The sequence below is a fragment of the Roseomonas indoligenes genome, from assembly GCF_017813365.1.
Taxonomy (GTDB): domain Bacteria; phylum Pseudomonadota; class Alphaproteobacteria; order Acetobacterales; family Acetobacteraceae; genus Roseomonas; species Roseomonas indoligenes.
In genome coordinates this window covers 405,380-427,495 of sequence record NZ_JAGIZA010000003.1, presented here as the reverse complement: position 1 = coordinate 427,495, position 22,116 = coordinate 405,380, and the positions used below count along the sequence as shown (strand labels likewise).

Genomic DNA, 22,116 nt, shown 5'->3' with positions numbered 1-22,116 from the left:
GGGTTTCGGGACGGTGTGGCGGGATCGCCACAGCCAACCCTGGCATTTCGGTCACATGCCCTTGAGGAGGTCCGATTCGCTTTCGATGCTGAGGCTGCCGAGGGGCAGCACCCGCGTCGCATGCCCCATCTTCCGGCCCGGCCGGGCTTCCGCCTTGCCGTAGAGATGGGTGAAGACACCCGGCGCCCCGGCGATTCCCGGCCAGCGCGCCATCCCCTCCGGCCCGACGAGGTTCCGCATCACCGCGTCCGCATGGCGCTCGGTCGAGGCCAGCGGCAGCCCGGCCACGGCGCGGGCATGCTGGTCGAACTGGCTCGCGCCGCAGGCATCGATCGTCCAATGCCCGGAGTTGTGGGGCCGCGGCGCGATCTCATTGCCCAGCAGCGTGCCGTCCGGCAGCAGGAAGAACTCCACGGCCAGAACCCCGACGAGCTCCAGCGCCTCCGCCACGGCCGCCGCGTGGCGCCTTGCGAGCCGCGCCGAATCGGCCGGCAGCCGCGCCGGCGCGAAGGAGAGGTCGAGGATGTGATGGGCGTGGCGGTTCTCCACCGCGTCGTAGGTCGCCGTGGTCCCGTCCACGCTCCGCGCCGCCACCGCGGAGATCTCGGCGGAAAAGGGCACGAAGGCCTCCGCGATCAGCGGGTGGGGGGAGAGCCGCGCCAGCGCCGCCTCCGCCTCCTCCGCCGTGCGGACCACGGCCTGGCCCCGGCCGTCATAGCCCAGCCGCGTCGTCTTCAGCACCGCGGGCAGCCCGACCTTCGCCAGGGCGCCCGGCAGGTCCGCCGCCGAATGCACGGCCGCCCAGGGCGCCACCGGCACGCCGGCCTTCTCCAGGAACGCCTTCTCTACCAGCCGGTCCTGGCAGATTGAGAGGGCCCGGATGCCCGGCCGGCAGGGCACGATCGCCGCCAGATGGTCCAGCGTGGCGGCGGGCACGTTCTCGAACTCGAAGGTCACAACGTCCACGGAGCGGGCGAAGCGCCCCAGCGCGTCCTGATCGTCGTAGGCCGCGATCGTGCTCTCCGCGACGACGAGCGTCCCCGGCTCGCCGGCGGTCGGGGAGAAGACATGGCACCGGTAACCCAGCCGTGCCGCCGCCAGCGCCGTCATCCGCCCGAGCTGGCCGCCGCCGAGGATGCCGATCGTGGAGCCCGGTGGCAGGGGCCCCTCGCTCACGCCGGGCTCCTCGGCACGCCCTCTGTCTGCGCGCGGCGATAGGCGCCCAGCCGGTCGGCCAGGGCCGGATCGGAAAGGGCAAGGATGGAAGCGGCCAGCAGCGCCGCGTTCACCGCCCCGGCTCGCCCGATGGCCAGCGTCCCCACGGGGATCCCGGCCGGCATCTGCACGATGGAGAGAAGCGAATCCTGCCCCTTCAGCGCGTGGCTCTCCACGGGCACGCCGAGGACGGGGAGGGTGGTCAGGCTCGCCGTCATCCCCGGCAGGTGGGCGGCGCCGCCGGCCCCGGCGATGATCACCTTCAGCCCGCGGCCGGCCGCGCCCTCCGCGTAGTCCACCATGCGCCGCGGCGTCCGGTGCGCGGAGACCACCTGGCATTCATGGGGCACGTCCAGACCCTCCAGCATCTCGGAGGCGTGCCGCATCGTCTCCCAGTCGGACCGGGAGCCCATGATGATGCCGACCACGGGCGGCAGGGCGCGCAGCGCGGCCCCGCTCACGCGATGATATCCGGCACGAGGCGGCTCTCCAGCGAGGAGATCTCGTCCTTCAGCTTCAGCTTGCGCTTCTTGAGCCGCTGCAGCTGCAGCTGGTCGTGGTGGCTGTCCTCGAGACGGGCGATCACCGTGTCCAGGTCGCGGTGCTCGCTCCGCATCTCGTGTAGGCGACGCAGGAGGCTGTCACGTTCGGCGAGCATGGTCCCCCGGATGGATCGGGCGGCCCGTTGCGTCCCGCGGTAGGCGGCGAACGGGCGGGTTGAGAGTTGATAAGGGCGTGAGAGTTGTCGCGCCCGGGCTCGCGATTGCCATATCATGTTGGGCGCGGCGGTGACAGACGCCGCGCAAGGCCCTGGGGACGGGCGCCGACAGGAGTCACCCAGGGGCCGCATCTTCCGGACGAACTAGCAGGAGGCTCAAGCGCATGCTGAACCCGCACCGGCTGCAGTCGCTCAAGGACCGTCACGCCGCGATCGATACGCGCATCCTTGAGGAGGACGCCCGGCCCCTTCCGGATAACCTGGAACTGGCGCGCCTGAAGCGGGAAAAGCTACGACTCAAGGAGGAGATGGAGCGGTTCGAGGCACAGCGCCGCCGACCTCAGTAATCTCCCGGGGCCGACCAGGTCCCAGCTGACGACGAAGGGCGGGTTCCCAGGAGGGGACCCGCCCTTTTGCTGTCCGGTCCCGCGAGCGGGCATCGGCCGTTCAACCCAGCCGAAGCGGGCCGGGACGAACCATAACAAAAATCAGCGGGCGACATGGCCGGAGAGGAGAAAGGGTCCCCCTTGCCCTCCCCGACACACTCACCCAGAAAATTCAGCCCCCCGAAGGGAAGGGGCTCAAGCCGCGTCGTCCTCGACCGCCGTCGGCGCCGGCTCCGCCCCGATGGAGACGATCAACGCGTTCAGGTCGGACTGGCTGCAAAGCCCGAGGATCACCGGATCGCGCGGCTTGATGTTCGCGGCATTCCAGTGGCTGCGGTCCCGCACCTTGGCAATCGTCTCCTTCGTGGTGCCGAGGAGCTTCGCCACCTGCGCGTCCGTCAGCTGCGGGTAGTTCCGCAGCAGCCAGGCGATCCCGTCCGGCCGGTCGTTGCGCTTCGCCACGGGGGTGTACTTGGCCCCCTTGCCCCGCATCTTCGGCTGGGGAAGAGCGCTCTCCATCATCTTCAACCGGGCCTTCGGATCGGCCTCGCAGCGGATGATCTCCTCCCGCGTCAGCTGCGAATTGGCGACGGGATCGTAGCCGACGATGCCCTGCGCCACCTCGCCGTCGGCGATGGCCTGAACCTCCAGCGGGTGCATCCCCACGAAATCGGCCACCTGGTCGAAGGTGAGGGAGGTCTTGTCGATCAGCCACACGGCGGTGGCCTTCGGCATGAGGGGGGTAGGCATATTGGGAACCTCGCGCGGCCCCGTGGGGCTGGTCGGCGGGAGCCGGGGGCCCCCTTGGGCTGTTGGGTCGGGATATAGAGAGGGGGGAGGGGGCGGTCAAAGCCCCGAAGGAGGTCAGATGTTCGAAGACGAGGAAAGACGCAGCCCGGCCACAGGGGGCTTCACCCCCGCCGCCCTGGCCAGCTGGTCCGAGGAGACGCTCCGAGGCTATGTCGCGGCACTGCGGGCCGAGATCGCCAGGGCCGAGGCGGCCATCGCCGCGCGGGCGGCCCAGCGCTCGGCGGCCGACGCCTTCTTCCGCAAGCCGGAATAGGGAAGGGCCGGCGGATCGCTCCGCCGGCCCCCCCACTCACTCATCCCGGCGAAGGGTAGAGACCGAGGCGATCGGGCCGAAGCCCTCAGGCCGCCTGGGCCGAACCCTCCTGGGTGTTCGCGGCCTCCACGCGGCCCTCGATCGCCGGGCGCTGCGGGGCGCCCTGGGAGATCTCGATGCGGCGCGGCTTCAGCTGCTCCGGCACCTCGCGGCGCAGGGAGACGTGCAGCAGCCCGTTCTCCAGCGACGCACCCTCGACCCGGATGTGGTCGGCGAGGACGAAGCGCCGCTCGAAGGCGCGGCCGGCGATCCCGCGGTGCAGGTAGCGGCCCTCGTCATTCGCCTGCGGCGCCTTGCCGGAGACGAGAAGGACGTTGTCCTGCGCGGTGATCTCGATGTCGGACTGCGAGAAGCCCGCCACGGCCATGGTCAGGACGTAGCTGTCATCCGCCGTGCGCTCGATGTTGTACGGGGGATAGGAAGGCGCCTCGGCGGCCGCGCGGGCGGTGTCCGCAAGACGGGCCAGACGGTCGAAGCCGATGGCGGTACGGAAAAGGGGAGAGAAGTCGAGAGCGTTCACGAAAAACCTCCTGCTTGAGCAAGGTTGTCGTCTGCGTTTGCAATGGCTTGCGGCTTGTGCACCCCCGATCGGGCCGTGCGACCGCTCGCCTCGCGTCACCGGCCCCGTACGGGCGCCGTTGACAGCCGATAAATGAGAAAAGGGCTCCAGAGCTTCAAGCCCCGGAGCCCTCCTTAGTATGCAGTATGTGCATGCCAGCCTTGCAGCGGCAGCAGCTCAGCCCTTGCGCGCGCCGATGCCCGCGAACTTCTTGTTGAACTTCGCGATCTGGCCGCCCGTGTCCACGATGCGCTGCACGCCGGTCCAGGCCGGGTGGGACTTCGGATCAATGTCCAGGCGCAGCGTGTCGCCCGGCTGGCCGTAGCAGGAGCGGGTCTTATAGGTCGTCCCGTCCGTCATGATCACGTTGATCTCGTGGTAGTCGGGATGGATATCGGACTTCATCGGGCGGGTTCCATGGCTTGTGGCGCCGCCGATGCCGACCGGAAGCGCGAGGGCGCGCGTTTACCTGCCCCTGGCCGCCGGCGCAACCGGAATGCGAACGGCCACCCCGCGCCGCCGGCGCATTGACCCCCCAGGCCGCCCTTCCCAGACTGCCGCCGGAAACGGCTGGGAAAACGGGAACATGGGTCAGCAGGGGCGCCTGCAAGGCAAGGTCGCGCTCGTCACGGGCGCCGCCTCCGGCTTCGGCGAGGGAATTGCCAGGGAATTTACCGCCCAGGGCGCGAAGGTGGCCGTGGCCGACCTGAACCTGGAGGGCGCCCGCCGCGTCGCCGATGAGATCGGCGGGATCGCGCTCGGCGGAGACGTCGCCCGCGCCGCCGACATCCAGGCCATGGTGGAAGGCACCGTCTCCGCCCTCGGCGGCCTCGACATTGTCGTGAACAACGCCGGCTGGACCTACCGCAACCAGCCCTCACTCGACGTCGAGGAGGAGGAGTTCGACCGGGTCTTCGCCATCAACGTGAAGTCCGTCTTCCTGATGGCGAAATCGGCCTACCCCGCCCTGAAAGCCCGGGGCGGCGGCAGCTTCATCACCGTCTCCTCCACCGCCGGCCTCCGCCCGCGCCCCGGCCTCACCTGGTACAACGGCACCAAGGGCGCGGTGAACGTCTTCACCCAATCCCTCGCCCAGGAATGGGCGAAGGACAACGTGCGGGTGAACGCCGTCTGCCCGGTCATGGGCGTCACCGGCCTCACCTCCGCCTTCATGGGGGTGGAGGACACGCCGGAGAACCGCGGCCGCTTCCTCGCCACCATCCCCATCGGCCGCCTCTCCACCCCCGCCGACATCGCCAATGCCTGCGTCTGGCTCGCCGAGGACTCCTCCTCCTTCATCACCGGCGTCCTGCTGCCGGTCGATGGCGGGCGCACCGCCTGATCAGAAATACGCCGCGCCGGCGATTCCGGCGCGGCGCGATCTGCTCTAGGACGGATCGGCCGTCCCCGTTCCCCGCCCGGGCGGCTTCTTCCGGGCCTCCGGCGGGGCGGATGCCGCGATGAACATCCTCTCCATCCAGTCCTGGGTCGCCTACGGCCATGTCGGCAACGCCAGCGCCGTCTTCCCGCTCCAGCGCCTCGGCGCCGAGGTCTGGGCGCTGAACACCGTCCAGTTCTCCAACCACACGGGCTATGGCGCCTGGCGCGGTCAGGTCTTCGGTGCCGACCTCATCAACGACCTGGTGCAGGGAATCGAGGAGCGCGGCGTGCTCGCCCGCTGCGATGCCGTCCTCTCCGGCTATATGGGCGATGCCGCGATCGGGGAGGCCATCCTCGGTGCCGCCGCCCGCGTCCGCGCCGTGAACCCCGCCGCCATCTGGTGCTGCGACCCGGTGATCGGCGATGTCGGGCGCGGCATCTTCGTCCGCCCGGGCATCCCCGAATTCATGCGGGACCGCGCCGTCCCCCAGTCCACGATCGTCACGCCGAACCAGTTCGAACTGGAATGGCTCACCGGCCGGCAGGTCTCCTCGCTCGGCGACGCCAAGACCGCCGCCGCCGCTCTCCAGGCGAAAGGCCCCACCACCGTCCTCGTCACCAGCCTCCAGGTGGAGGACACCCCGGAGGATTCCGTGGACCTCCTCGTCGCCGAGGGCGGCTCCTTCTGGCGTCTCCGCACGCCGCGCCTGCCCATCTCCATCAACGGCGCCGGCGACGCCATGGCCGCCCTATTCCTTTTCCACCGCCTGCGCTGGGGCGACCCGCGCCTTGCCCTCTCCGCCGCCTCCTCCTCGATCTACGGCCTGCTCCGCCGCACCTCGGAAGCCGGCGCGCGGGAGATCCTGACGGTCGAGGCGCAGGAGGAGTTCGTCACCCCCTCCCGCGTCTTCCTCGCCCAGCCCTGCTGACGAACCCCTCCGGGAGCGGCACGCCCATTGCAGGCCCATTGCGGCTGAAGCGCCGTCGGCCCCAACATCGCCCGACACAGACCCGCCCCCTGGAGGCCCCGATGCTCCCGATCCTTCGTCCCGTCGTGAACCGGCGCCTCCTGCTCGGCAGCGCCTTGGCGATGCCCTTCATCCGCACCGCCTCCGCCCAGCAGACCTTCGAGTTCGTGGCGGGCTCCCTCGGCGGAGGCTGGTACACCATGGGCGCCGGCATCGCGGCCCTGGCGAAGGACGAGGCCGACCTGCAGATCCGCGTCGTCCCCGGCGGCGGCCTCGCCAATCCCACCCGCATCAACAACGGCCAGTCCCAGATGGGCTGGGGCATCGATGCCTTCACCGCCGCCGCGGTGCGCGGGGAAGAACCCTACCGCGCCAAGCACGACAAGATCCGCACCCTCGGCACCGGCTACTCCCCGACCGAGCACAACCTCGTCCGCGCGACGGACAAGGGCAGCGACGACATGCGCGCCCTGCTGACGCAGCGCGGCCTCCGCATCGGCTGCCCCCAGCGCTCCTCCACCGACGAGATGACTCTGCAGCGCATCCTGAAGTTCTACGGCACCTCGCCGGAGCAGATTCGCGCGAATGGCGGCACCTACCTCAACGGTTCCTACAACGACGTCGCGGCCGCCTTCGGCGACGGGCAGGTGGACTGCGTCTACTTCGCCCTCGCCAAGCCCGCGGCCATTCTCACCGAACTCGGCCAGGGCCGCCGCACCGCGAAGCTGGTGGCCTTCCCCGAGGACGTGCGGAAGCACCTGATCGACACCTACGCCTACAACCAGGGTATCATCCCCGCCGCTGCCTACCCCACGCTGCAATCCGCCGACGTGCCGGTGACGACGATGGACAGCGTGATCGTGGTGCATGAGACGGTGCCGGACGAGGTCGCCTACAAGCTCACCAAGGTGCTCATCGGCGCGACCGGCGCGCGGATGACGCAGATCCACGCCTCCATGGCCGCCTACGACCCGAAGGTGGCCTGGAAGTATGCCGGCGCGCCGCTGCACCCCGGTGCCGCCCGCGCCTACCGCGAGGCCGGCGTGATGCCGCCGGCCTGAGGACACCGACTTGCGCACGCTGAAGGGGCCGCTGGGCCCGATCCTATCGGCCTGGCTCGCCCTCGCGGCGGCGGTTCATCTCTACTTCGGTGGCGTCGGCTTCCCCGAGCCGATCGCCATGCGGGCCTTCCACCTGCTCGCCTTCGTCCCGCCGATCTTCCTCCTCTGGCCCGCCGGGAAGAAGGCCCCGGCGGACAAGCCCACCCTCGCGGACTGGCTCTGGTTCGCCGCCGCCGCCGCGCCCCATGTCTGGGTCTGGATCAACGCCGGCGCCGTCTCCGACCGCATGGAGTACGTGGACGAGTGGACGCCGGTCATGTCCGGCATGGCCATCCTCTGCATCGTCACGCTGCTGGAAGCGACGCGGCGTGCGGTGGAGCCGGGCCTCGCCTGGATGGTGATCATCAGCCTCGCCTACATGGCCTTCGGCCACCTCCTCCCGGGCGTGCTGAACACGCGCCCCTTCTCGGTGGAGGAAATCCTCGAAGCCTCCTGGCTCGTTCCCACTGCCGGCGGCGTCTACGGTCCGCTTACCGGCATCGTCGCCACCACCATCGCCGTCTTCATCATCTTCGGCTCCTTCATGGGCGGCAGCGGCACGGGGCGGCTCTTCAGCAATCTCGGCGCCGCCGCCGCCGGCCGCTTCACCGGCGGCCCGGCGAAGGTCGCCGTCATCACCTCCGGCCTCTTCGGCACGATGAGCGGCTCCTCCGTCTCCAACGTCATCACGACAGGCGCGATGACGATCCCGCTGATGAAGAAGATCGGCTACAGGCCCGCCGTCGCCGGTGGGATCGAGAGCGCGGCCTCCGTCGGCGGCGCCATCATGCCGCCCGTCATGGGCGCCGCCGCCTTCGTCATGGCCGAGATCACGAACATCCCCTACGGCGAGATCGTCGTCGCCGCCACGCTCGGCGCCGTCCTCTACTACTTCGCCATCCTCTGCGCCGTGCATTTCGAGGCGAAGCGGGCGGGTATGGCCCCGATGGCGAAGGCGGAGATCCCGCCCTGGCGCGAGGTTCTGGCGGACACCCACCTCGTCCTCCCCATGGCGCTGCTCGTCTACCTGATGATGGAGCGCTGGTCCGGCAACTTCGCGGCCTTCTGCGCCACCGTCGCCATGGTCGCCGTCTCCATGCTGCGCGGCCGCACGCGGATGACGCCGCGCACGATCTTCGACAGCCTGGTGAATGCCGGCCTCACCATGGCGCCGCTCGCCGTCGCGATCGCCGGCGCCGGCATCGTCGTCTCCGCCCTCACCGCCACCGGCATGGTCGTTGCCTTCGGCGGCATCATCAAGGATCTCGCGGGCAGCTCCCTGCCAATCCTGCTGGTCCTGCTCGCGCTCACCGTGCTGGTGCTCGGCATGGGCCTGCCCACCACCCCGAGCTACATCATCGCCGCCGCCATCGGCGTGCCGCAACTCATCGCCATGGGCGTGGACGTGCTGCCCGCGCACCTTTTCCTGTTCTACTTCGCCGTGCTGGCGGATGTTTCCCCGCCCGTCGCGGCAGCCGCCTTCGCCGCCGCCTCCATCGCCAAGTCAGGACCGACCATCACCGCCCTGCACGGCACGCGGCTGGGCATCGCCGGCTTCACCGTGGGCTTCGCCTTCATCTACGACCCCGGAATCATGATGCGCGGCGGGCTCTACGAGATCCTCCTCGCCACAGCGATCCAGGTCGCGGCCCTCGTCGCGATCACCGCCGCCTATGCGGGCTACTTCGTCTCGTCCATCGGGCCGGTGCCGCGCGTCATCCTCGGAACCGCCGGCCTCGTGGCGGCCTTCGTCCCCGTTTTCCCCGACCCGGTGCGGCTGGCCATGGCCCTCGCGGCCATGACGCTCGCCTGGGTCACCGGACGGAGCCTGGCACCCTCACGCCGCGTGGCGTGAGGGTGGCCCGGGGGAGGGGGGGAAGACCTCCCAATCCCCGAAAGTCACGCCTTCCGCGGGTCGATCCACCCCACATGCCCGTCCGCACGGCGGTACACCACGTTCATCACGCCGTTCTCCCGATTGCGGAACATCAGCACCGGCTCCTGGGAAAGGTCGAGCCGCATCACCGCCTCGCGCACGGTCAGCCGGCTGATCTCCGTCAGCCGCTCCGCCACCACGGCCCCGTCCGTGTAGCTGTCGGGCGACACCACCCCGTCGGTGGCGGGGGCGGCCGCCTCCGCCGCGTCGTCCTCATCCTCCTCCGGGCGCAGCACCACATCCCGCGCCGGCTCCAGCGGCACCTCGCGCTCCTCCGCCATGCTCCGGGAATGCTCGTTCATGCGGCGGCGGTAGCGGCGCATGCGCTTGGCGATGTGCTCGGCGGCGTCGCTGAACGCGCGGTGCGCGTCCGTGCCCTCGCCCTCTGCCCGCATGTTCAGGCCGCGCCCGGCGCGCAGGTTGATGTCGCAGGCGAAGAAGGCGCGATCCTTGCGGAAGGTCACATGCGCATCGATGGCATGGTCGAAATACTTGCGGGTGACCTGCGTCAGCCCGTCCGTCACATGGGTCTTCAGCGCCTCACCGGTCTCAACGCCCTTGCCGGCGACCGTGATGTGCATGGAGCAACTCCCTTACATGACCTTGTAACCAAACTGACCTGAGGCCCGGTTAACGTGGTTTAAAGGGGGCGATTCAGAGAACGGGGACCGATTTCTCCCTTTTGCGCTGCACCGAGGAAGGGATCCTCAGCGCGTCGCGGTACTTCGCCACCGTGCGCCGCGCGATATCCACCCCCTCCGCCCGCAGCCGCTCCACGATGGCGTCGTCGGAAAGGACATCCTCCGCCGTTTCCGCATCCACCATGTCCCGGATCCGGTGCCGGATCGCCTCCGCCGAGAAGCTCTCGCCGCCCCGCGTCCCCGCGATCGCCGTGGTGAAGAAGTACTTCAGCTCCAGCGTCCCGCGCGGCGTCGCCATGTACTTGTTCGCCGTGACGCGGGAGACGGTGCTCTCGTGCATCCCCAGCTCGTCCGCCACGTCCCGCAGGATCAGCGGCCGCAGATGCCCCACCCCGTGGCGGAAGAACCCCTCCTGCCGGCGCACGATCTCGGCCGCCACGCGCAGGATGGTGTTCGCCCGCTGCTCCAGGCTGCGGACCAGCCAGTTGGCCGCCTGCAGCTTCTCCGCCACGAAGGCCTTGTCCTCCTTCGTCCGCGCCCCGGTCTGGCAAGTGGCATGGAAGCCCCGGTTCACCAGCACGCGCGGCAGCGTCTCCGGGTTCAGCTCCAGCAGCCAGGTCCCGTCCGGCAGGCGCCGCATCAGCACGTCCGGCACCACCAGCGGCGCCTGCTCGCCATCCGTGGAGACGCCCGGCTTCGGGTTCAGCCGCCGGATCTCGGCCACCATGGCCGAAAGGTCCTCGGCATCCACCCCGCAGACGCGCAGCAGCCCCGCCGTGTCGCGCCGCGCCAGCAGTTCCAGGTTGTCCAGCAACGCCTGCATCGCCGGGTCCAGCCGGTTCAGCTCCGCCAGCTGCACCGCCAGGCATTCCCGCAGGTCCGCGCAGAACAGCCCCGTCGGCTCGAAGCGCTGCATCCGCGAGCGCACGCCGAAGACCAGCCCGACATCGCAGCCCAGCGCATCCGCGATGGCCGAATCCGGCACCGTCAGCCGCCCCGCCCCATCGATCAGCGCGATCAGCTGCCCCGCGATCAGCCGCTCCTTCGGATCCCCGAAGGCCAGCCGCGCCTGCTCCGTCAGCAGCTCCCGCAAGGACCGGGGCCGTTCCCCCGCGATCTCCTCCAGACTGCGCCCGTCCTCGTCCCAGCTATCCGCCCGCGCTCCGCGGGAGGAGGGATAGAGCGCCTCACCGCTCTCGTAGGAGGAGGACCAGTCCGCCTCCAGCGGCCCCGTCCCGTCCTCCCCCATGGTGGTCGCGGATGCCGCCTCGAAGGAGTCCCGCTCCACCTGGACCGGCTCGGCGGGCGCGCTGCTCTCCTCCCGCTCCAGCATCGGGTTCCGCTCCAGCTCCTCCTCCACGAAGGCGGAGACCTCGAGGTTGCTGGACTGCAGCAGCTTGATCGCCTGCCGCAGCTGCGGCGTCATCACCAGCTGCTGCGTCTGGCGGAAATCCAGCCGAGGCGCGAGCGAGACCATCTATGCGGCGCGCTCCGCGCATGCAGCCGTCGGTCGCGCGGGGCAGGGCAGGGGAACCGCCCCGTCGGGGATGGTGCCTCCCGCTGCCGTCACAGGCTGAACTTCTCGCCGAGATAGACGCGGCGCACCGCCTCGTTCGCGACGATCTCCTCCGGCTCGCCCTCCATCAGCACCTGCCCGTCATGCAGGATGTATGCGCGGTCGATGATGGCCAGCGTCTCCCGCACGTTATGCTCGGTGATCAGCACGCCGATCCCGCGGTTCTTCAGGTGCTTCACCAGGTCGCGGATCTCGCCCACCGCGATGGGGTCGATGCCCGCCAGCGGCTCGTCCAGCAGGATATAGGCAGGGTGCGTGGCCAGCGCCCGCGCGATCTCGCAACGCCGCCGCTCGCCGCCGGAAAGCGCCAGCGCCGGCGCCCGCCTGAGATGCGCGATGCCGAACTCCGCCAGCAGGGAGTCCAGCATCGTCTCCCGCTGCTCGCGCTCCGGCTCCACCACCTCCAGCGCCGCGCGGATGTTGTCCTCCACGGACAGCCCCCGGAAGATCGAGGCCTCCTGCGGAAGATAGCCCAGCCCCAGCCGCGCGCGGCGATACATGGGCAGCATCGTCACGTCGTGCCCGTCCAGGAACACGCGCCCCTCGTCCGGCCGCACCAGGCCGGTCATCATGTAGAAGGTGGTGGTCTTGCCCGCGCCGTTCGGCCCTAGCAGCCCCACCGCCTCCCCGCGCCGGAGCGAGAGGGAAACGCCCTTCACCACCGGCCGCTTCTTGTACCGCTTGCCCAGACCGCGCGCGACGAGCCCGGAATCGGTGGAAGGCGCCCGGGTCGCCTCCCCGGCCATCACCGCCCCGCTCATCGCGGCCGCCCCTGCGCGGGCTGCGCCGGCCGCGCCGCGCCGCCGCCGGCGGGCGCGTTCTCCTGACCGGAATTGGGCAGCACCAGCCCCTGCACCCGCTGCCCGGGCGCGGAGACCAGGCGCGATATCCCGCTTCGCAGGTTCACGATCGCCTCCTGCCCCTGCAGCTGGTTCTGCCCGCGCGTGATCCGCACGCTGCCCAGCACCCGCGCCATGCCCGTCACCGGGCTGTAGACAGCCCGGTCCCCCCGCACGACCTCGGTCTCGGTCCGGATCTCGACATTGCCGAAGATCTCCACCCGGTCGAGCTTCGATCCCTCGCCGGGAACGCGGCGGGCCGTGCCGGGGGCAGGGGCGGCACCCCCGCCGGGGACGCGCACCGCGCCGGCCGCCGGGGCCGCCGCCGGGGGCCGCGCCGCCACGGGCTGCACCGCCGGCGCGTTCTCCAGGAAGTAGGCCACCAGGGTGTCCCCGGTGATCTGGCGGTTGTCGCTCGTCACCACCTTCGCCGCGCCACGGGCCACCGCCATGCGCCGCTGGGACCAGTACTCCAGCGTGTCGCGGGAGGTGATGGTGTCGTTCGGCGTGGTCAGCCGCAGATCGCGCCCGGTCAGCACCATCACGGCCTGATCCATGTCGTAGACGGCCCGGTCGCCCTGCGCCTTGTCGGTCTCCGTGCTGATCCGCACGTCGCCCTCGGCCTCCAGCCGCCAGATCTCGCCGCCGGAGAGCGGGCTTTCCCCGCCCGATCCCTGCGCCGCCTGGGCGGCCTGCGCCGCCGCCCCGCCGCGCGGGCGATAACGGGCGATCAGGCGCGCGGCATCCACCGTCACGCCGTCGCGCACGGCCTTCGCGCTGCCGCGCGCGACCACCACCTGCTCGTTCTGGCGCCACTCGATCCCGTCGATCGCCGTCACCTCCACCGGCCCGCCGCCGGAAAGGTCCAGCGGCTGCGCCACCGCTCCCAGGGGAATCCCGGCGAAAGGCGCCATCACCAAGGCCGCGAGCGTCAGGCGCCGTGCGCCGTCGAACCCGCTCCGCCCCGCGCCCGCGAAGCCGCTCACGCCATCCCTCACACAATCCTTCACTGGCCGCCCTCCAGCACCGCGCGGGCACGCCCGGTGAAGATCACCACCGCGCCCCGGTCCCGCAGCCGGAAGCCGTCTCCCGTCACCGTCCCGAAGGTGCCCTGCGCCGCGATCGGGCGGTCGCCTTCGGCATTGCCGCCCTTCACGTCCACCCTTGCCTCCTGGGTCTCGATCAAGGTCCCGTCATCCTGCCAGATCGTCACGTCGCCCTTCATGTCCAGGATGTTCGCATCCCGGTCGAAGCGGCCCGTCTTGCTCTCCACCAGCATCCAGCCCCCGCCCGAGAGCATCTGGTCGCCGCGCGGCGCCTCCAGGTCCACCACATTGGTGCTGCCCTGCTGGATCGCCGTGAAGGCCGTCACGTTATAGGGGCGTCCCTGCTCGTCCACGCCCTGGTAGCGCGGGTCCACCACCCGCACGGATTCCGGCGCGGCCCGGCTCATGCGGCGAAAGGAGAGCCGCGCATTCTCCCCCGTCCGCTCGAACTCCGGCCACAGCACGATCGCGGCCAGCAGCGCCAGCGCCCCCGCGGGCAGGAGATACTTCAGCAGCCGCACCGCCCATCGGCGACGCAGCATGGAGCCGCGCGTATAGGGCCGCCGCGCGCGGGAGGGGACCGGCCGGTCGTCCCAGCCCTGCATCTCCGCCTCGGCATCCGCCCCCATGCCAACAGGGCGCGCCCCATCGAGGTCCGGGGCCCCTTCCGGACGAGCGGCTTTGGCAGGCAGGGTGGCACGGAGGGTCACGCCCCCTGTATGGGGCCGCCTGCCGGAGTGGTCAACGCGGATGAGCAGGGCCAACTATCAAGAATCGTGCCAGCTTGTGCCGCAATTTCAGTGCGCGAAAATGTCGGTCTCCGAGTAGCCCAGCAGGTCCAGCGCACCGCGCGCCGGCAGGAAGCGGAAGCACGCCTCCGCCAGTTCCATCCGCCCCTCCCGCCGCAGCATCCCCTCGAGCCGTGCCCAGAGCGCGTGCAGGTGCAGCACGTCCGAGGCCGCATAGGCCAGCTGCTCCGGGGAAAGCTCCGCCGCCCCCCAGTCGCTGCTCTGCTGCTGCTTGGAAATGTCCACCCCCAGCAGCTCCCGGCAGAGGTCCTTCAACCCGTGCCGGTCCGTGTAGGTCCGCACGAGCTTCGAGGCGATCTTCGTGCAGCGCACCGGCGCACACTCCACCCCCAGCGCGTGCCGCAGCATCGCCACGTCGAATCGCGCGAAGTGGAACAGCTTCACCGTCCCGGGGTCGGCCATCAGCGCCTTGAGGTTCGGGCAATCCGCCCCGCGTCCGCCGAGGGATGGCGGCACGATCTGCACGCAATGCGCGGTGCCATCGCCGGAGGAGAGCTGCACGAGGCAGAGCCGATCCCGCCGGGGGTCCAGCCCCATCGTCTCGGTATCGACGGCCACCACGGGACCGAGCAGAAGCCCGTCCGGCAGGTCGTGCCTGTGAAGATGGATGGCGGCATTCGGCATGAAGAGCGTCTCCCTCATACTCAGGGCCGCTCCGCCGGCGATGTCTCCCGCAACCGGCGGGAGAGTGGTGCCCAGGAAAGGACTCGAACCTTCACAACCTTGCGGTCACTGGCACCTGAAGCCAGCGCGTCTACCAATTCCGCCACCTGGGCAAGGGGGCCGGCCGCCTCTGATGTCCAGCGGCGTGGGCGGCCTTCTATGAGGGCCCGGCAGACCCGTCAAGGCGCCCCAGTCGTGTTTTCGTCACCCAGCGTCGAAAGCGGTCCTCCCTGGCACTAGGTCCGAATCGGACCTAATAACCCGTGTTGAGATCCAATCGCATCACCCGTGGCGGAAACCTGAGTGCCAAAAGGACATCCATCCTGACCGATGTCGCGTTTTTGCCTCGCGGAACGTTATTCGGCGTGGCAAAAGGCCGCGAAAGGGCCGCAAGGCCCCACCACGTCCACCCATCGCACGGATGGACTCGTTCCATCGAAGCAAGGACCGCGCCATGGCCGAGCGCATGCTGCAGTTTGTCCGCCTCTCCCAGCAGACGCCGGAGAAGCGCCCGGCCACCGTCCGGCGCGAGGATTTCGACGAGATCTACGCACGCTTCGACCCCGCCCGCGCCTCGGAGCAGGCCAGCCGCTGTTCCCAGTGCGGCGTGCCCTTCTGCTCCGTCCACTGCCCGTTGCAGCAGAACATCCCGGACTGGCTGAAGCTCACCGCCGAAGGCCGGCTGGAGGAGGCCTACGAGGTCAACTCCGCCACCAACACCTTCCCCGAGATCTGCGGCCGCGTCTGCCCGCAGGACCGCCTCTGCGAGGGCAACTGCGTCATCGAGAAGGGCTTCGACGCCGTCACGATCGGCGCGGTGGAGCGCTACATCAACGACACCGCCTGGGAGAAGGGCTGGGTCAAGCCGCCCAAGCCCCCGCGCGAGCTGTCCCACTCCGTCGGCATCATCGGCGCCGGCCCCGCCGGCCTCGCCGCGGCCGAGCGCCTTCGCTCCATCGGCTGGCAGGTCCATGTCTACGACCGCTACGACCGCGCCGGCGGGTTGATGATCTACGGCATCCCCAACTTCAAGCTGGAGAAGGATGTCATCACCCGCCGCACCGCGCAGTTCCAGGAAGGCGGCATCACCTTCCACATGAACTGCGAGATCGGGCGCGACGTCACGGTCGCCGAACTGCGCGAGAAGCACGACGCCGTCCTCATCGCGACCGGCGTCTACAAGGCCCGCGACATCGAGGTCCCCGGCTCACACCTCGCCGGCGTCATCCCCGCCATGACCTTCCTCACGGCCTCCAACCGCAAGGGCCTGGGCGACGCGGTGCCGGAATTCGACAGCGGCGCCCTGAATGCTGAGGGCAAGCGCGTGGTCGTCATCGGTGGCGGCGACACGGCCATGGACTGCCTCCGCACCTCCATCCGCCAGGGCGCCGCCTCCGTCACCTGCCTCTACCGCCGCGACAAGGCCAACATGCCCGGCTCCATGCGCGAGGTGCACAACGCCGAGGAGGAGGGCGTCCGCTTCGCCTGGCTCACCGCGCCGGAAGGCTTCGAGGGGGATGACAAGGTCACCGGCGTCCGCGTCACGAAGATGCATCTCGGCCTGCCCGACGCCACCGGCCGCCAGCAGGTGGAGCCGATCCCGAACAGCAGCTTCGTGGAAGGCGCCGACCTCGTCATCAAGGCCCTCGGCTTCGACCCCGAGGACCTGCCGGGCATGTTCGAGGAGCCCGCGCTGAAGGTCTCCCGCTGGGGCACCCTCACCGTGGACCGCAAGACGATGCAGACCAGCCTCCCCGGCGTCTTCGCCGCCGGCGACATCGTCCGCGGCGCCTCCCTGGTCGTCTGGGCCATCCGCGACGGCCGCGACGCCGCCGAGCGCATCGCCGAGTACGTCGCGGCGCGCGACAGTGTCGCCCGCGCCGCGGAGTAGCCCCTGATGCTCCGCGCCCGCCCCGTCGCCCTCGCGTTCCTCGCGGTCGCCGCCCTCGCCACCGGCGCCGCCGCCGGGAGCGGCAAGCCCGACCCCGTACCCCCTGCCGCGGCCGGTGCCGCGCCGTCCGGCAAGCCCGCCCCCACCGGCGATACCTCTCCCGCGCCCGGCAACAGCAGCGCCTCCGCTCCCGAAGGGGTCCGCGCCGCTGCCCGCGAAAACCTCCGGACCGGCTTCATCGAGGGCGTCTTCGAGACCTTCTGGGACTCCTTCCGCGAGTCCTTCGTGAACTCCCTCGTCGAGCGCGGCCACGACCGAGCCGCCACCGAGCGGCTGGCCGACAGCACCGTCCTTCCGATCTTCCAGCGCAACCGTCCGGCACTGGAGGAGCGTCTGCTGGATATCCTCACCAGCACCCTCACCCCGGAGCAACTCCAGGACGTCGTGGACCGGACCCGCACCGGCGCGCACGAGAACGTCCGCGCCGGCATCTCCCGCGCCGACCCCGCCATGGAGGCCGCCGTCGAGGGCTGGATCAGCGAGATGATGCAGGCCAACCGCCCCGAGATCACCCGCGGCATCGAACGGGAAGGCCTGCGGCGATGAATGCCGAAGCCTCCCGCCGCCACTCCCTCCGTCCTCATTCCCCCGCCGGGACGCACGCCATGACCGAGACCTTCAACGGCCCCGCCTACCTCGCCGCCCAGGCCGCGAACGCCGCCCTGCTGCGCGACGCCGCCCATATCGACATCACCGAGCACGATGCCTGCGGCGTCGGCCTCGTCGCCGCGCTGGACGGCCGCGCCCGCCGCGAGGTGGTGGAAGCCGGCATCAACGCCCTCAAGGCCGTCTGGCACCGCGGCGCCGTGGACGCCGATGGCAAGACCGGCGACGGCGCCGGCATCCATGTCGAGATCCCGCAGGACTTCTTCGCGGAGGTCGTGGAGCATGGCGGCGACCGCCTGCGCCCCGGCCGCATCGGCGTCGGCATGGTTTTCATGCCCAAGACCGACCTCGGCGCGCAGGAGCGCTGCCGCTCCATCGTGGAGACGGAGGTCCTGAACGCCGGCTACGGCATCTACTCCTGGCGCCAGGTCCCCATCGACGTCACCTGCATCGGCGAGAAGGCCAACGCCACCCGGCCGGAAATCGAGCAGATCCTCATCTACGACCCGGAGCAGCGGGACGAGGAGGTCTTCGAGCGCGACCTCTACGTCATCCGCCGCCGGATCGAGAAGCAGTCCATCGCCGCGCAGATCCCCGATCTCTACCTCTGCACGCTCTCCTGCCGGTCCATCATCTACAAGGGCATGTTCCTGGCCGAGAGCCTCTCGGTCTTCTACCCGGACCTGCTGGACCCGCGCTTCGTCTCGCGCTTCGCCATCTACCACCAGCGCTACAGCACCAACACCTTCCCCACCTGGCGCCTGGCCCAGCCCTTCCGCACCCTCGCCCATAACGGCGAGATCAACACGGTGCACGGCAACCAGAACTGGATGAAGAGCCACGAGACCCGGCTCTCCCACCCCTCGCTCGACGCCTACATGGAGGACGTGAAGCCCGTCATCCAGGCCGGCAACTCCGACACCGCCAGCCTCGACAACGTCTTCGAGCTGCTGGTGCGTGCCGGCCGTGACGCGCCGATGGCGAAGGCCATGCTCATCCCCGAGAGCATCGGCAGCAACGCCACCATGCCCGCCGCGCACCGGGACCTCTTCCTCTACTGCAACGCCGTGATGGAGCCCTGGGACGGTCCGGCCGCCATCGCCGCCACCGATGGCCGCTGGGTCGTCGCCGGCCTGGACCGCAACGGCCTGCGCCCCATGCGCTACACCATCACCGCGGACCGCATGCTCGTCGTCGGCAGCGAGACCGGCATGGTCCGCTTCCCCGAGGACAGCATCCTCGCCCGCGGCCGCCTCGGCCCGGGCCAGTGCATCGGCGTGGACCTGAACGAGGCCCAGTTCTACGACGACGGCCAGCTCAAGGACCTGCTCGCCGGCCGCAAGCCCTGGGGCGACTGGACCGCGCGCACCACGCGCATCGACGAGATCGTCAAGTCCCACAGCGCCGAGGCCGCGACGCTGGAAGGCGAGTCCCTCCGCCGCCGCCAGCTCTCCATGGGATTCACGCTGGAGGACCTGGAGGCCATCCTGCACCCTATGGTGGAGGACGGGGCCGAAGCCATCGGCTCGATGGGCGATGACACGCCCATCGCCGTCCTCTCCCGCCAGTACCGCGGGCTGCACCACTACTTCCGCCAGGCCTTCGCGCAGGTCACCAACCCGCCGATCGACAGCCTGCGCGAAACGCGGGTGATGACCATCAAAACTCGCCTGGGCAATCTCGGGAACATCCTCGACGAGGACCCGACCCAGTGCGACATGCTCATGCTGGACAGCCCCGTGCTGTCCAACGCCGAATTCGCGGCCATGCGCGCCTATATGGGCCGCACGGCCGCGGAGGTGGACTGCACCTTCCCCGTGGCTGACGGCGAGGCCGGCCTGCGCCGCGCGCTGGAGCGCATCCGCCGCGAATCCGAGGAGGCCGTCCGCTCCGGCAACGCCCACGTCATCCTCTCCGACGAGGCGCAGGGCGCTGAGCGCGCCGCCATCCCGATGATCCTCGCGGTCGGCGCCGTCCACACCCACCTCGTGCGCCACTCGCTGCGCACCTTCACCAGCCTCAACATCCGCAGCGCGGAATGCATGGACGTGCACTACTTCGCCGTCCTCATCGGCGCCGGCGCCACCACGGTGAACGCCTACCTCGCGCAGGAGAGCATCGCGGACCGCCACCGCCGCGGCCTCTTCCCCGGCAAGTCGCTCGAGGAGTGCGTGGAGAAGTACCGCAAGGCCATCGACAAGGGCCTGCTGAAGACAATGTCGAAGATCGGCATCGGCGTCCTCTCCTCCTATCGCGGCGGCATGAACTTCGAGGCCATCGGCCTCTCCCGCGCGCTCGTCGCGGAGTTCTTCCCGGGCACCCAGTCCCGCATCTCCGGCATCGGCCTCACCGGCATCGCACAGCGCGTGCTGGCCATGCACAAGGCGGCCTGGGAGCCCAGCACCGTCGTCCTCCCCGTCGGCGGCCTCTACAAGCTCCGCCGCCGCGGCGAGGCCCATGCCTTCGAGGGCAGCCTGATCCACCTGCTGCAGAAGGCGGTGGACAGCGACAGCTACGAGACCTTCAAGCGCTACAGCCACGCCGTGCGCCAGCAGCCCCCGGTCGCGCTGCGCGACCTGCTGGACTTCCGCGCCCCGGCCGTGAAGCCGATCGCGCTGGAGGAGGTCGAGAGCATCACGGAGATCCGCAAGCGCCTGCTCGCGCCCGGTATCTCCCTCGGCGCCCTCGGGCCCGAGGCGCACGAGACCCTCTCCATCGCCATGAACCGCATCGGCGCGCGCTCCGACAGCGGCGAGGGCGGCGAGGACCCCGCGCGCGCCAAGCCCCGCGCGAACGGCGACAACGCCAACTCCGCCATCAAGCAGATCGCCTCGGGCCGCTTCGGCGTCACCGCCGAGTACCTGAACAACTGCCGGGAGATCGAGATCAAGGTCGCCCAGGGCGCCAAGCCCGGCGAGGGCGGGCAGCTCCCGGGCTTCAAGGTCACGGAACTGATCGGCAAGCTGCGCCACTCCACCCCCGGCGTGACGCTCATCTCCCCCCCGCCGCACCACGACATCTACTCGATCGAGGATCTGGCCCAGCTCATCTACGACCTGAAGCAGATCAACCCCGAGGCGACCGTCTGCGTGAAGCTCGTCTCGCGCAGCGGCATCGGCACGATCGCGGCGGGCGTGGCGAAGGCGAAGGCCGATGCCATCCTCATCTCCGGCCATTCCGGCGGCACCGGCGCATCCCCCGTCACCTCCATCAAGTATGCCGGCCTCCCCTGGGAAATGGGCCTCTCCGAGACCCACCAGGTCCTGCTCCTCAACCGCCTCCGCCACCGCGTGAAGCTGCGGACGGATGGCGGCATGAAGACCGGGCGGGACGTCGTGGTCGCCGCCATGCTCGGCGCCGAGGAGTTCGGCATCGGCACGGCCTCGCTCGTCGCCATGGGCTGCATCATGGTCCGGCAGTGCCACTCCAACACCTGCCCCGTCGGCGTCTGCACGCAGGATGAAGCCCTGCGCGCGAAGTTCACGGGCAGCCCGGAGAAGGTGATCTCCCTCTTCTCCTTCGTGGCGGAGGAAGTGCGCGAGATCCTCGCCTCCCTCGGCTTCCGCAAGCTGGAGGACGTGATCGGCCGCACCGACCTGCTGAAGCAGGTCTCCCGCGGCGCGGAAGACCTGGACGACCTCGACCTGAACCCGCTGCTGGTCCAGGCCGATGCCGGCGGCCACCCTGCCCACTGCACGCTGGAAGGCCGCAACGAGGTGCCGGAGACGCTGGATGCGGACATGATCCGCGACGCCGCCGCCCTCTTCTCGCGCGGCGAGAAGATGCAGCTGCAGTACAACATCCAGAACACGCACCGCGCCATCGGCACCAAGACCAGCTCGATGATCGTGCGCCAGTTCGGGATGTCCGGCCTGCAGCCCGGTCACCTCACGGTCCGCCTGCGCGGCTCCGCTGGCCAGTCCCTCGGCGCCTTCGGCGTCCGTGGCCTGAAGCTGGAGGTGCTGGGCGACGCCAACGACTATGTCGGCAAGGGCCTGTCCGGCGCCACCATCACCGTCCGCCCCGGCCCCAGCGCCAACTTCGTCTGGGAGGAGAACACCATCGTCGGCAACACCGTCCTCTACGGCGCGACGGCGGGCGAGCTCTTCGCGGCAGGGCAGGGGGGTGAGCGCTTCGCCGTCCGCAACTCCGGCGCCACCGCCGTGGTGGAGGGCATCGGCGCCAACGGCTGCGAGTACATGACGGGCGGCACGGTGGTCATCCTCGGCGCCGTCGGCGACAACTTCGGCGCGGGCTTCACCGGCGGCCACGCCTTCGTCTGGGACGCCGACCGCACCTTCGAGCACCGCCTGAACCCCGACACCCTCCTCTGGTCCCGCCTCGCCTCCTCCCACTGGGAGGGGATCCTGCGGAGCCTCATCGCCCGGCACGTGGCGGAGACGGGCTCGCGCCTCGCCGCCCGGCTCCTCAACGACTGGAACGAGGAGCGCAACGCCTTCTGGCACGTCGTGCCGAAGGACTACGCCAAGCTCCTGCCGCAGCCGATGAGCGACCAGCTCCTCGCCGCGGAGTAGCCCGCGCGCGGAGGCCGGCCCCGACCGGCCGGCCTCCCGCAGCCCTGCGTGACGTTCCTGTCACG

At 70.3% G+C, this 22,116-nt stretch carries 21 protein-coding genes and 1 tRNA gene; 9 read left to right on the top strand and 13 right to left on the bottom strand.

Going from position 1 to position 22,116, the window contains the following annotated elements:
- Window positions 1-51: 51 nt before the first annotated feature.
- The 3 genes from J5Y10_RS07140 to J5Y10_RS07130 are packed head-to-tail and all read right to left on the bottom strand — an operon-like array spanning window position 52 to window position 1,873.
- Window positions 52-1,176, bottom strand: coding sequence for a 5-(carboxyamino)imidazole ribonucleotide synthase (locus tag J5Y10_RS07140; RefSeq protein ID WP_209372162.1), 1,125 nt, complete (start codon window positions 1,174-1,176; stop codon window positions 52-54).
- Window positions 1,173-1,628 (bottom strand): 5-(carboxyamino)imidazole ribonucleotide mutase, encoded by a 456-nt coding sequence (gene purE, locus J5Y10_RS07135; protein ID WP_209372275.1) that lies wholly within the window; start codon window positions 1,626-1,628, stop codon window positions 1,173-1,175. Before purE ends, J5Y10_RS07140 begins: the two co-directional genes overlap by 4 nt.
- Before the next feature lie 44 nt (window positions 1,629-1,672).
- Entirely contained in the window at window positions 1,673-1,873 is a 201-nt protein-coding gene (locus J5Y10_RS07130; protein ID WP_209372160.1) for a DUF465 domain-containing protein, read from the bottom strand.
- A gap of 224 nt (window positions 1,874-2,097) precedes the next feature.
- On the opposite strand from J5Y10_RS07130, the gene J5Y10_RS07125 reads away from it, so the two are divergent.
- Window positions 2,098-2,280 (top strand): YdcH family protein, encoded by a 183-nt coding sequence (locus J5Y10_RS07125; RefSeq protein ID WP_209372158.1) that lies wholly within the window; start codon window positions 2,098-2,100, stop codon window positions 2,278-2,280.
- 234 nt (window positions 2,281-2,514) lie between these two features.
- Here J5Y10_RS07125 and J5Y10_RS07120 read toward each other — a convergent pair whose 3' ends face one another.
- Window positions 2,515-3,069 (bottom strand): DUF1013 domain-containing protein, encoded by a 555-nt coding sequence (locus J5Y10_RS07120; RefSeq protein WP_209372156.1) that lies wholly within the window; start codon window positions 3,067-3,069, stop codon window positions 2,515-2,517.
- A 118-nt stretch (window positions 3,070-3,187) separates the two neighbouring features.
- Between J5Y10_RS07120 and J5Y10_RS07115 the strand changes: the two genes are divergently transcribed.
- Window positions 3,188-3,382 (top strand): DUF1192 family protein, encoded by a 195-nt coding sequence (locus J5Y10_RS07115; protein ID WP_209372154.1) that lies wholly within the window; start codon window positions 3,188-3,190, stop codon window positions 3,380-3,382.
- Window positions 3,383-3,467: 85 nt separating this feature from the next.
- On the opposite strand, the gene J5Y10_RS07110 is transcribed toward J5Y10_RS07115, so the two are convergent.
- The gene (locus J5Y10_RS07110; protein ID WP_209372152.1) at window positions 3,468-3,962 is read right to left on the bottom strand and encodes an Hsp20 family protein; all 495 of its coding nucleotides are present in this window, start codon (window positions 3,960-3,962) and stop codon (window positions 3,468-3,470) included.
- Window positions 3,963-4,178: 216 nt separating this feature from the next.
- Window positions 4,179-4,406: a 50S ribosomal protein L31 gene (rpmE, locus tag J5Y10_RS07105; protein ID WP_209372150.1), complete on the bottom strand. Its 228-nt coding sequence runs from the start codon at window positions 4,404-4,406 to the stop codon at window positions 4,179-4,181.
- Window positions 4,407-4,587: 181 nt separating this feature from the next.
- On the opposite strand from rpmE, the gene J5Y10_RS07100 reads away from it, so the two are divergent.
- The 4 genes from J5Y10_RS07100 to J5Y10_RS07085 all read left to right on the top strand — a co-directional run bounded on the left by J5Y10_RS07100 (window position 4,588) and on the right by J5Y10_RS07085 (window position 9,304).
- A complete protein-coding gene (locus J5Y10_RS07100; protein ID WP_209372148.1) occupies window positions 4,588-5,343 on the top strand; it encodes a glucose 1-dehydrogenase in 756 nt (251 codons plus the stop codon).
- A gap of 118 nt (window positions 5,344-5,461) precedes the next feature.
- A complete protein-coding gene (gene pdxY / locus J5Y10_RS07095; RefSeq protein WP_209372146.1) occupies window positions 5,462-6,310 on the top strand; it encodes a pyridoxal kinase PdxY in 849 nt (282 codons plus the stop codon).
- A 101-nt stretch (window positions 6,311-6,411) separates the two neighbouring features.
- Window positions 6,412-7,410: a TAXI family TRAP transporter solute-binding subunit gene (locus J5Y10_RS07090; RefSeq protein ID WP_209372145.1), complete on the top strand. Its 999-nt coding sequence runs from the start codon at window positions 6,412-6,414 to the stop codon at window positions 7,408-7,410.
- Between the two features lie 10 nt (window positions 7,411-7,420).
- Complete coding sequence (locus J5Y10_RS07085) at window positions 7,421-9,304, top strand: TRAP transporter permease (RefSeq protein ID WP_209372143.1); 1,884 nt, start codon at window positions 7,421-7,423, stop codon at window positions 9,302-9,304.
- 44 nt (window positions 9,305-9,348) lie between these two features.
- On the opposite strand, the gene hpf is transcribed toward J5Y10_RS07085, so the two are convergent.
- From hpf to J5Y10_RS07050, 7 genes are all read right to left on the bottom strand, one after another.
- On the bottom strand, window positions 9,349-9,966 hold the full coding sequence (gene hpf / locus J5Y10_RS07080; protein ID WP_209372141.1) for a ribosome hibernation-promoting factor, HPF/YfiA family: 618 nt from the start codon (window positions 9,964-9,966) through the stop codon (window positions 9,349-9,351).
- Between the two features lie 73 nt (window positions 9,967-10,039).
- The gene (rpoN, locus tag J5Y10_RS07075) at window positions 10,040-11,503 is read right to left on the bottom strand and encodes an RNA polymerase factor sigma-54 (RefSeq protein ID WP_209372139.1); all 1,464 of its coding nucleotides are present in this window, start codon (window positions 11,501-11,503) and stop codon (window positions 10,040-10,042) included.
- Window positions 11,504-11,592: 89 nt separating this feature from the next.
- Window positions 11,593-12,363 (bottom strand): LPS export ABC transporter ATP-binding protein, encoded by a 771-nt coding sequence (gene lptB / locus J5Y10_RS07070; RefSeq protein WP_245214372.1) that lies wholly within the window; start codon window positions 12,361-12,363, stop codon window positions 11,593-11,595.
- Window positions 12,360-13,427, bottom strand: coding sequence for an LptA/OstA family protein (locus J5Y10_RS07065; protein WP_342452862.1), 1,068 nt, complete (start codon window positions 13,425-13,427; stop codon window positions 12,360-12,362). The genes lptB and J5Y10_RS07065 overlap by 4 nt, the downstream gene beginning before the upstream one ends.
- 20 nt (window positions 13,428-13,447) lie before the next feature.
- Window positions 13,448-14,116, bottom strand: coding sequence for an LPS export ABC transporter periplasmic protein LptC (gene lptC / locus J5Y10_RS07060; protein ID WP_245214370.1), 669 nt, complete (start codon window positions 14,114-14,116; stop codon window positions 13,448-13,450).
- A 168-nt stretch (window positions 14,117-14,284) separates the two neighbouring features.
- A complete protein-coding gene (locus J5Y10_RS07055; protein ID WP_209372137.1) occupies window positions 14,285-14,938 on the bottom strand; it encodes a ribonuclease D in 654 nt (217 codons plus the stop codon).
- Window positions 14,939-14,985: 47 nt separating this feature from the next.
- Window positions 14,986-15,072, bottom strand: a tRNA-Leu gene (locus J5Y10_RS07050).
- A 341-nt stretch (window positions 15,073-15,413) separates the two neighbouring features.
- Between J5Y10_RS07050 and J5Y10_RS07045 the strand changes: the two genes are divergently transcribed.
- The 3 genes from J5Y10_RS07045 to gltB are packed head-to-tail and all read left to right on the top strand — an operon-like array spanning window position 15,414 to window position 22,051.
- Window positions 15,414-16,850: an NAD(P)-dependent oxidoreductase gene (locus tag J5Y10_RS07045; RefSeq protein WP_209372135.1), complete on the top strand. Its 1,437-nt coding sequence runs from the start codon at window positions 15,414-15,416 to the stop codon at window positions 16,848-16,850.
- Between the two features lie 6 nt (window positions 16,851-16,856).
- Window positions 16,857-17,456, top strand: a complete 600-nt coding sequence (locus J5Y10_RS07040) for a hypothetical protein (protein WP_209372133.1) — start codon at window positions 16,857-16,859, stop codon at window positions 17,454-17,456.
- 59 nt (window positions 17,457-17,515) lie between these two features.
- Window positions 17,516-22,051, top strand: coding sequence for a glutamate synthase large subunit (gltB, locus tag J5Y10_RS07035; protein ID WP_209372131.1), 4,536 nt, complete (start codon window positions 17,516-17,518; stop codon window positions 22,049-22,051).
- The last annotated feature ends 65 nt before the right edge of the window (window positions 22,052-22,116 follow it).

Bases quoted from the DNA above. Each gene is read 5' to 3' on its own strand.
- purE (WP_209372275.1), bottom strand. From the start codon at position 1,628: ATGGGCTCCCGGTCCGACTGGGAGACGATGCGGCACGCCTCCGAGATG.
- J5Y10_RS07130 (WP_209372160.1), bottom strand. From the start codon at position 1,873: ATGCTCGCCGAACGTGACAGCCTCCTGCGTCGCCTACACGAGATGCGG.
- J5Y10_RS07125 (WP_209372158.1), top strand. From the start codon at position 2,098: ATGCTGAACCCGCACCGGCTGCAGTCGCTCAAGGACCGTCACGCCGCG.
- J5Y10_RS07120 (WP_209372156.1), bottom strand. From the start codon at position 3,069: ATGCCTACCCCCCTCATGCCGAAGGCCACCGCCGTGTGGCTGATCGAC.
- J5Y10_RS07115 (WP_209372154.1), top strand. From the start codon at position 3,188: ATGTTCGAAGACGAGGAAAGACGCAGCCCGGCCACAGGGGGCTTCACC.
- rpmE (WP_209372150.1), bottom strand. From the start codon at position 4,406: ATGAAGTCCGATATCCATCCCGACTACCACGAGATCAACGTGATCATG.
- J5Y10_RS07100 (WP_209372148.1), top strand. From the start codon at position 4,588: ATGGGTCAGCAGGGGCGCCTGCAAGGCAAGGTCGCGCTCGTCACGGGC.
- pdxY (WP_209372146.1), top strand. From the start codon at position 5,462: ATGAACATCCTCTCCATCCAGTCCTGGGTCGCCTACGGCCATGTCGGC.
- J5Y10_RS07090 (WP_209372145.1), top strand. From the start codon at position 6,412: ATGCTCCCGATCCTTCGTCCCGTCGTGAACCGGCGCCTCCTGCTCGGC.
- hpf (WP_209372141.1), bottom strand. From the start codon at position 9,966: ATGCACATCACGGTCGCCGGCAAGGGCGTTGAGACCGGTGAGGCGCTG.
- rpoN (WP_209372139.1), bottom strand. From the start codon at position 11,503: ATGGTCTCGCTCGCGCCTCGGCTGGATTTCCGCCAGACGCAGCAGCTG.
- lptB (WP_245214372.1), bottom strand. From the start codon at position 12,363: ATGAGCGGGGCGGTGATGGCCGGGGAGGCGACCCGGGCGCCTTCCACC.
- lptC (WP_245214370.1), bottom strand. From the start codon at position 14,116: ATGGGGGCGGATGCCGAGGCGGAGATGCAGGGCTGGGACGACCGGCCG.
- J5Y10_RS07055 (WP_209372137.1), bottom strand. From the start codon at position 14,938: ATGAGGGAGACGCTCTTCATGCCGAATGCCGCCATCCATCTTCACAGG.
- J5Y10_RS07045 (WP_209372135.1), top strand. From the start codon at position 15,414: ATGGCCGAGCGCATGCTGCAGTTTGTCCGCCTCTCCCAGCAGACGCCG.
- J5Y10_RS07040 (WP_209372133.1), top strand. From the start codon at position 16,857: ATGCTCCGCGCCCGCCCCGTCGCCCTCGCGTTCCTCGCGGTCGCCGCC.
- gltB (WP_209372131.1), top strand. From the start codon at position 17,516: ATGACCGAGACCTTCAACGGCCCCGCCTACCTCGCCGCCCAGGCCGCG.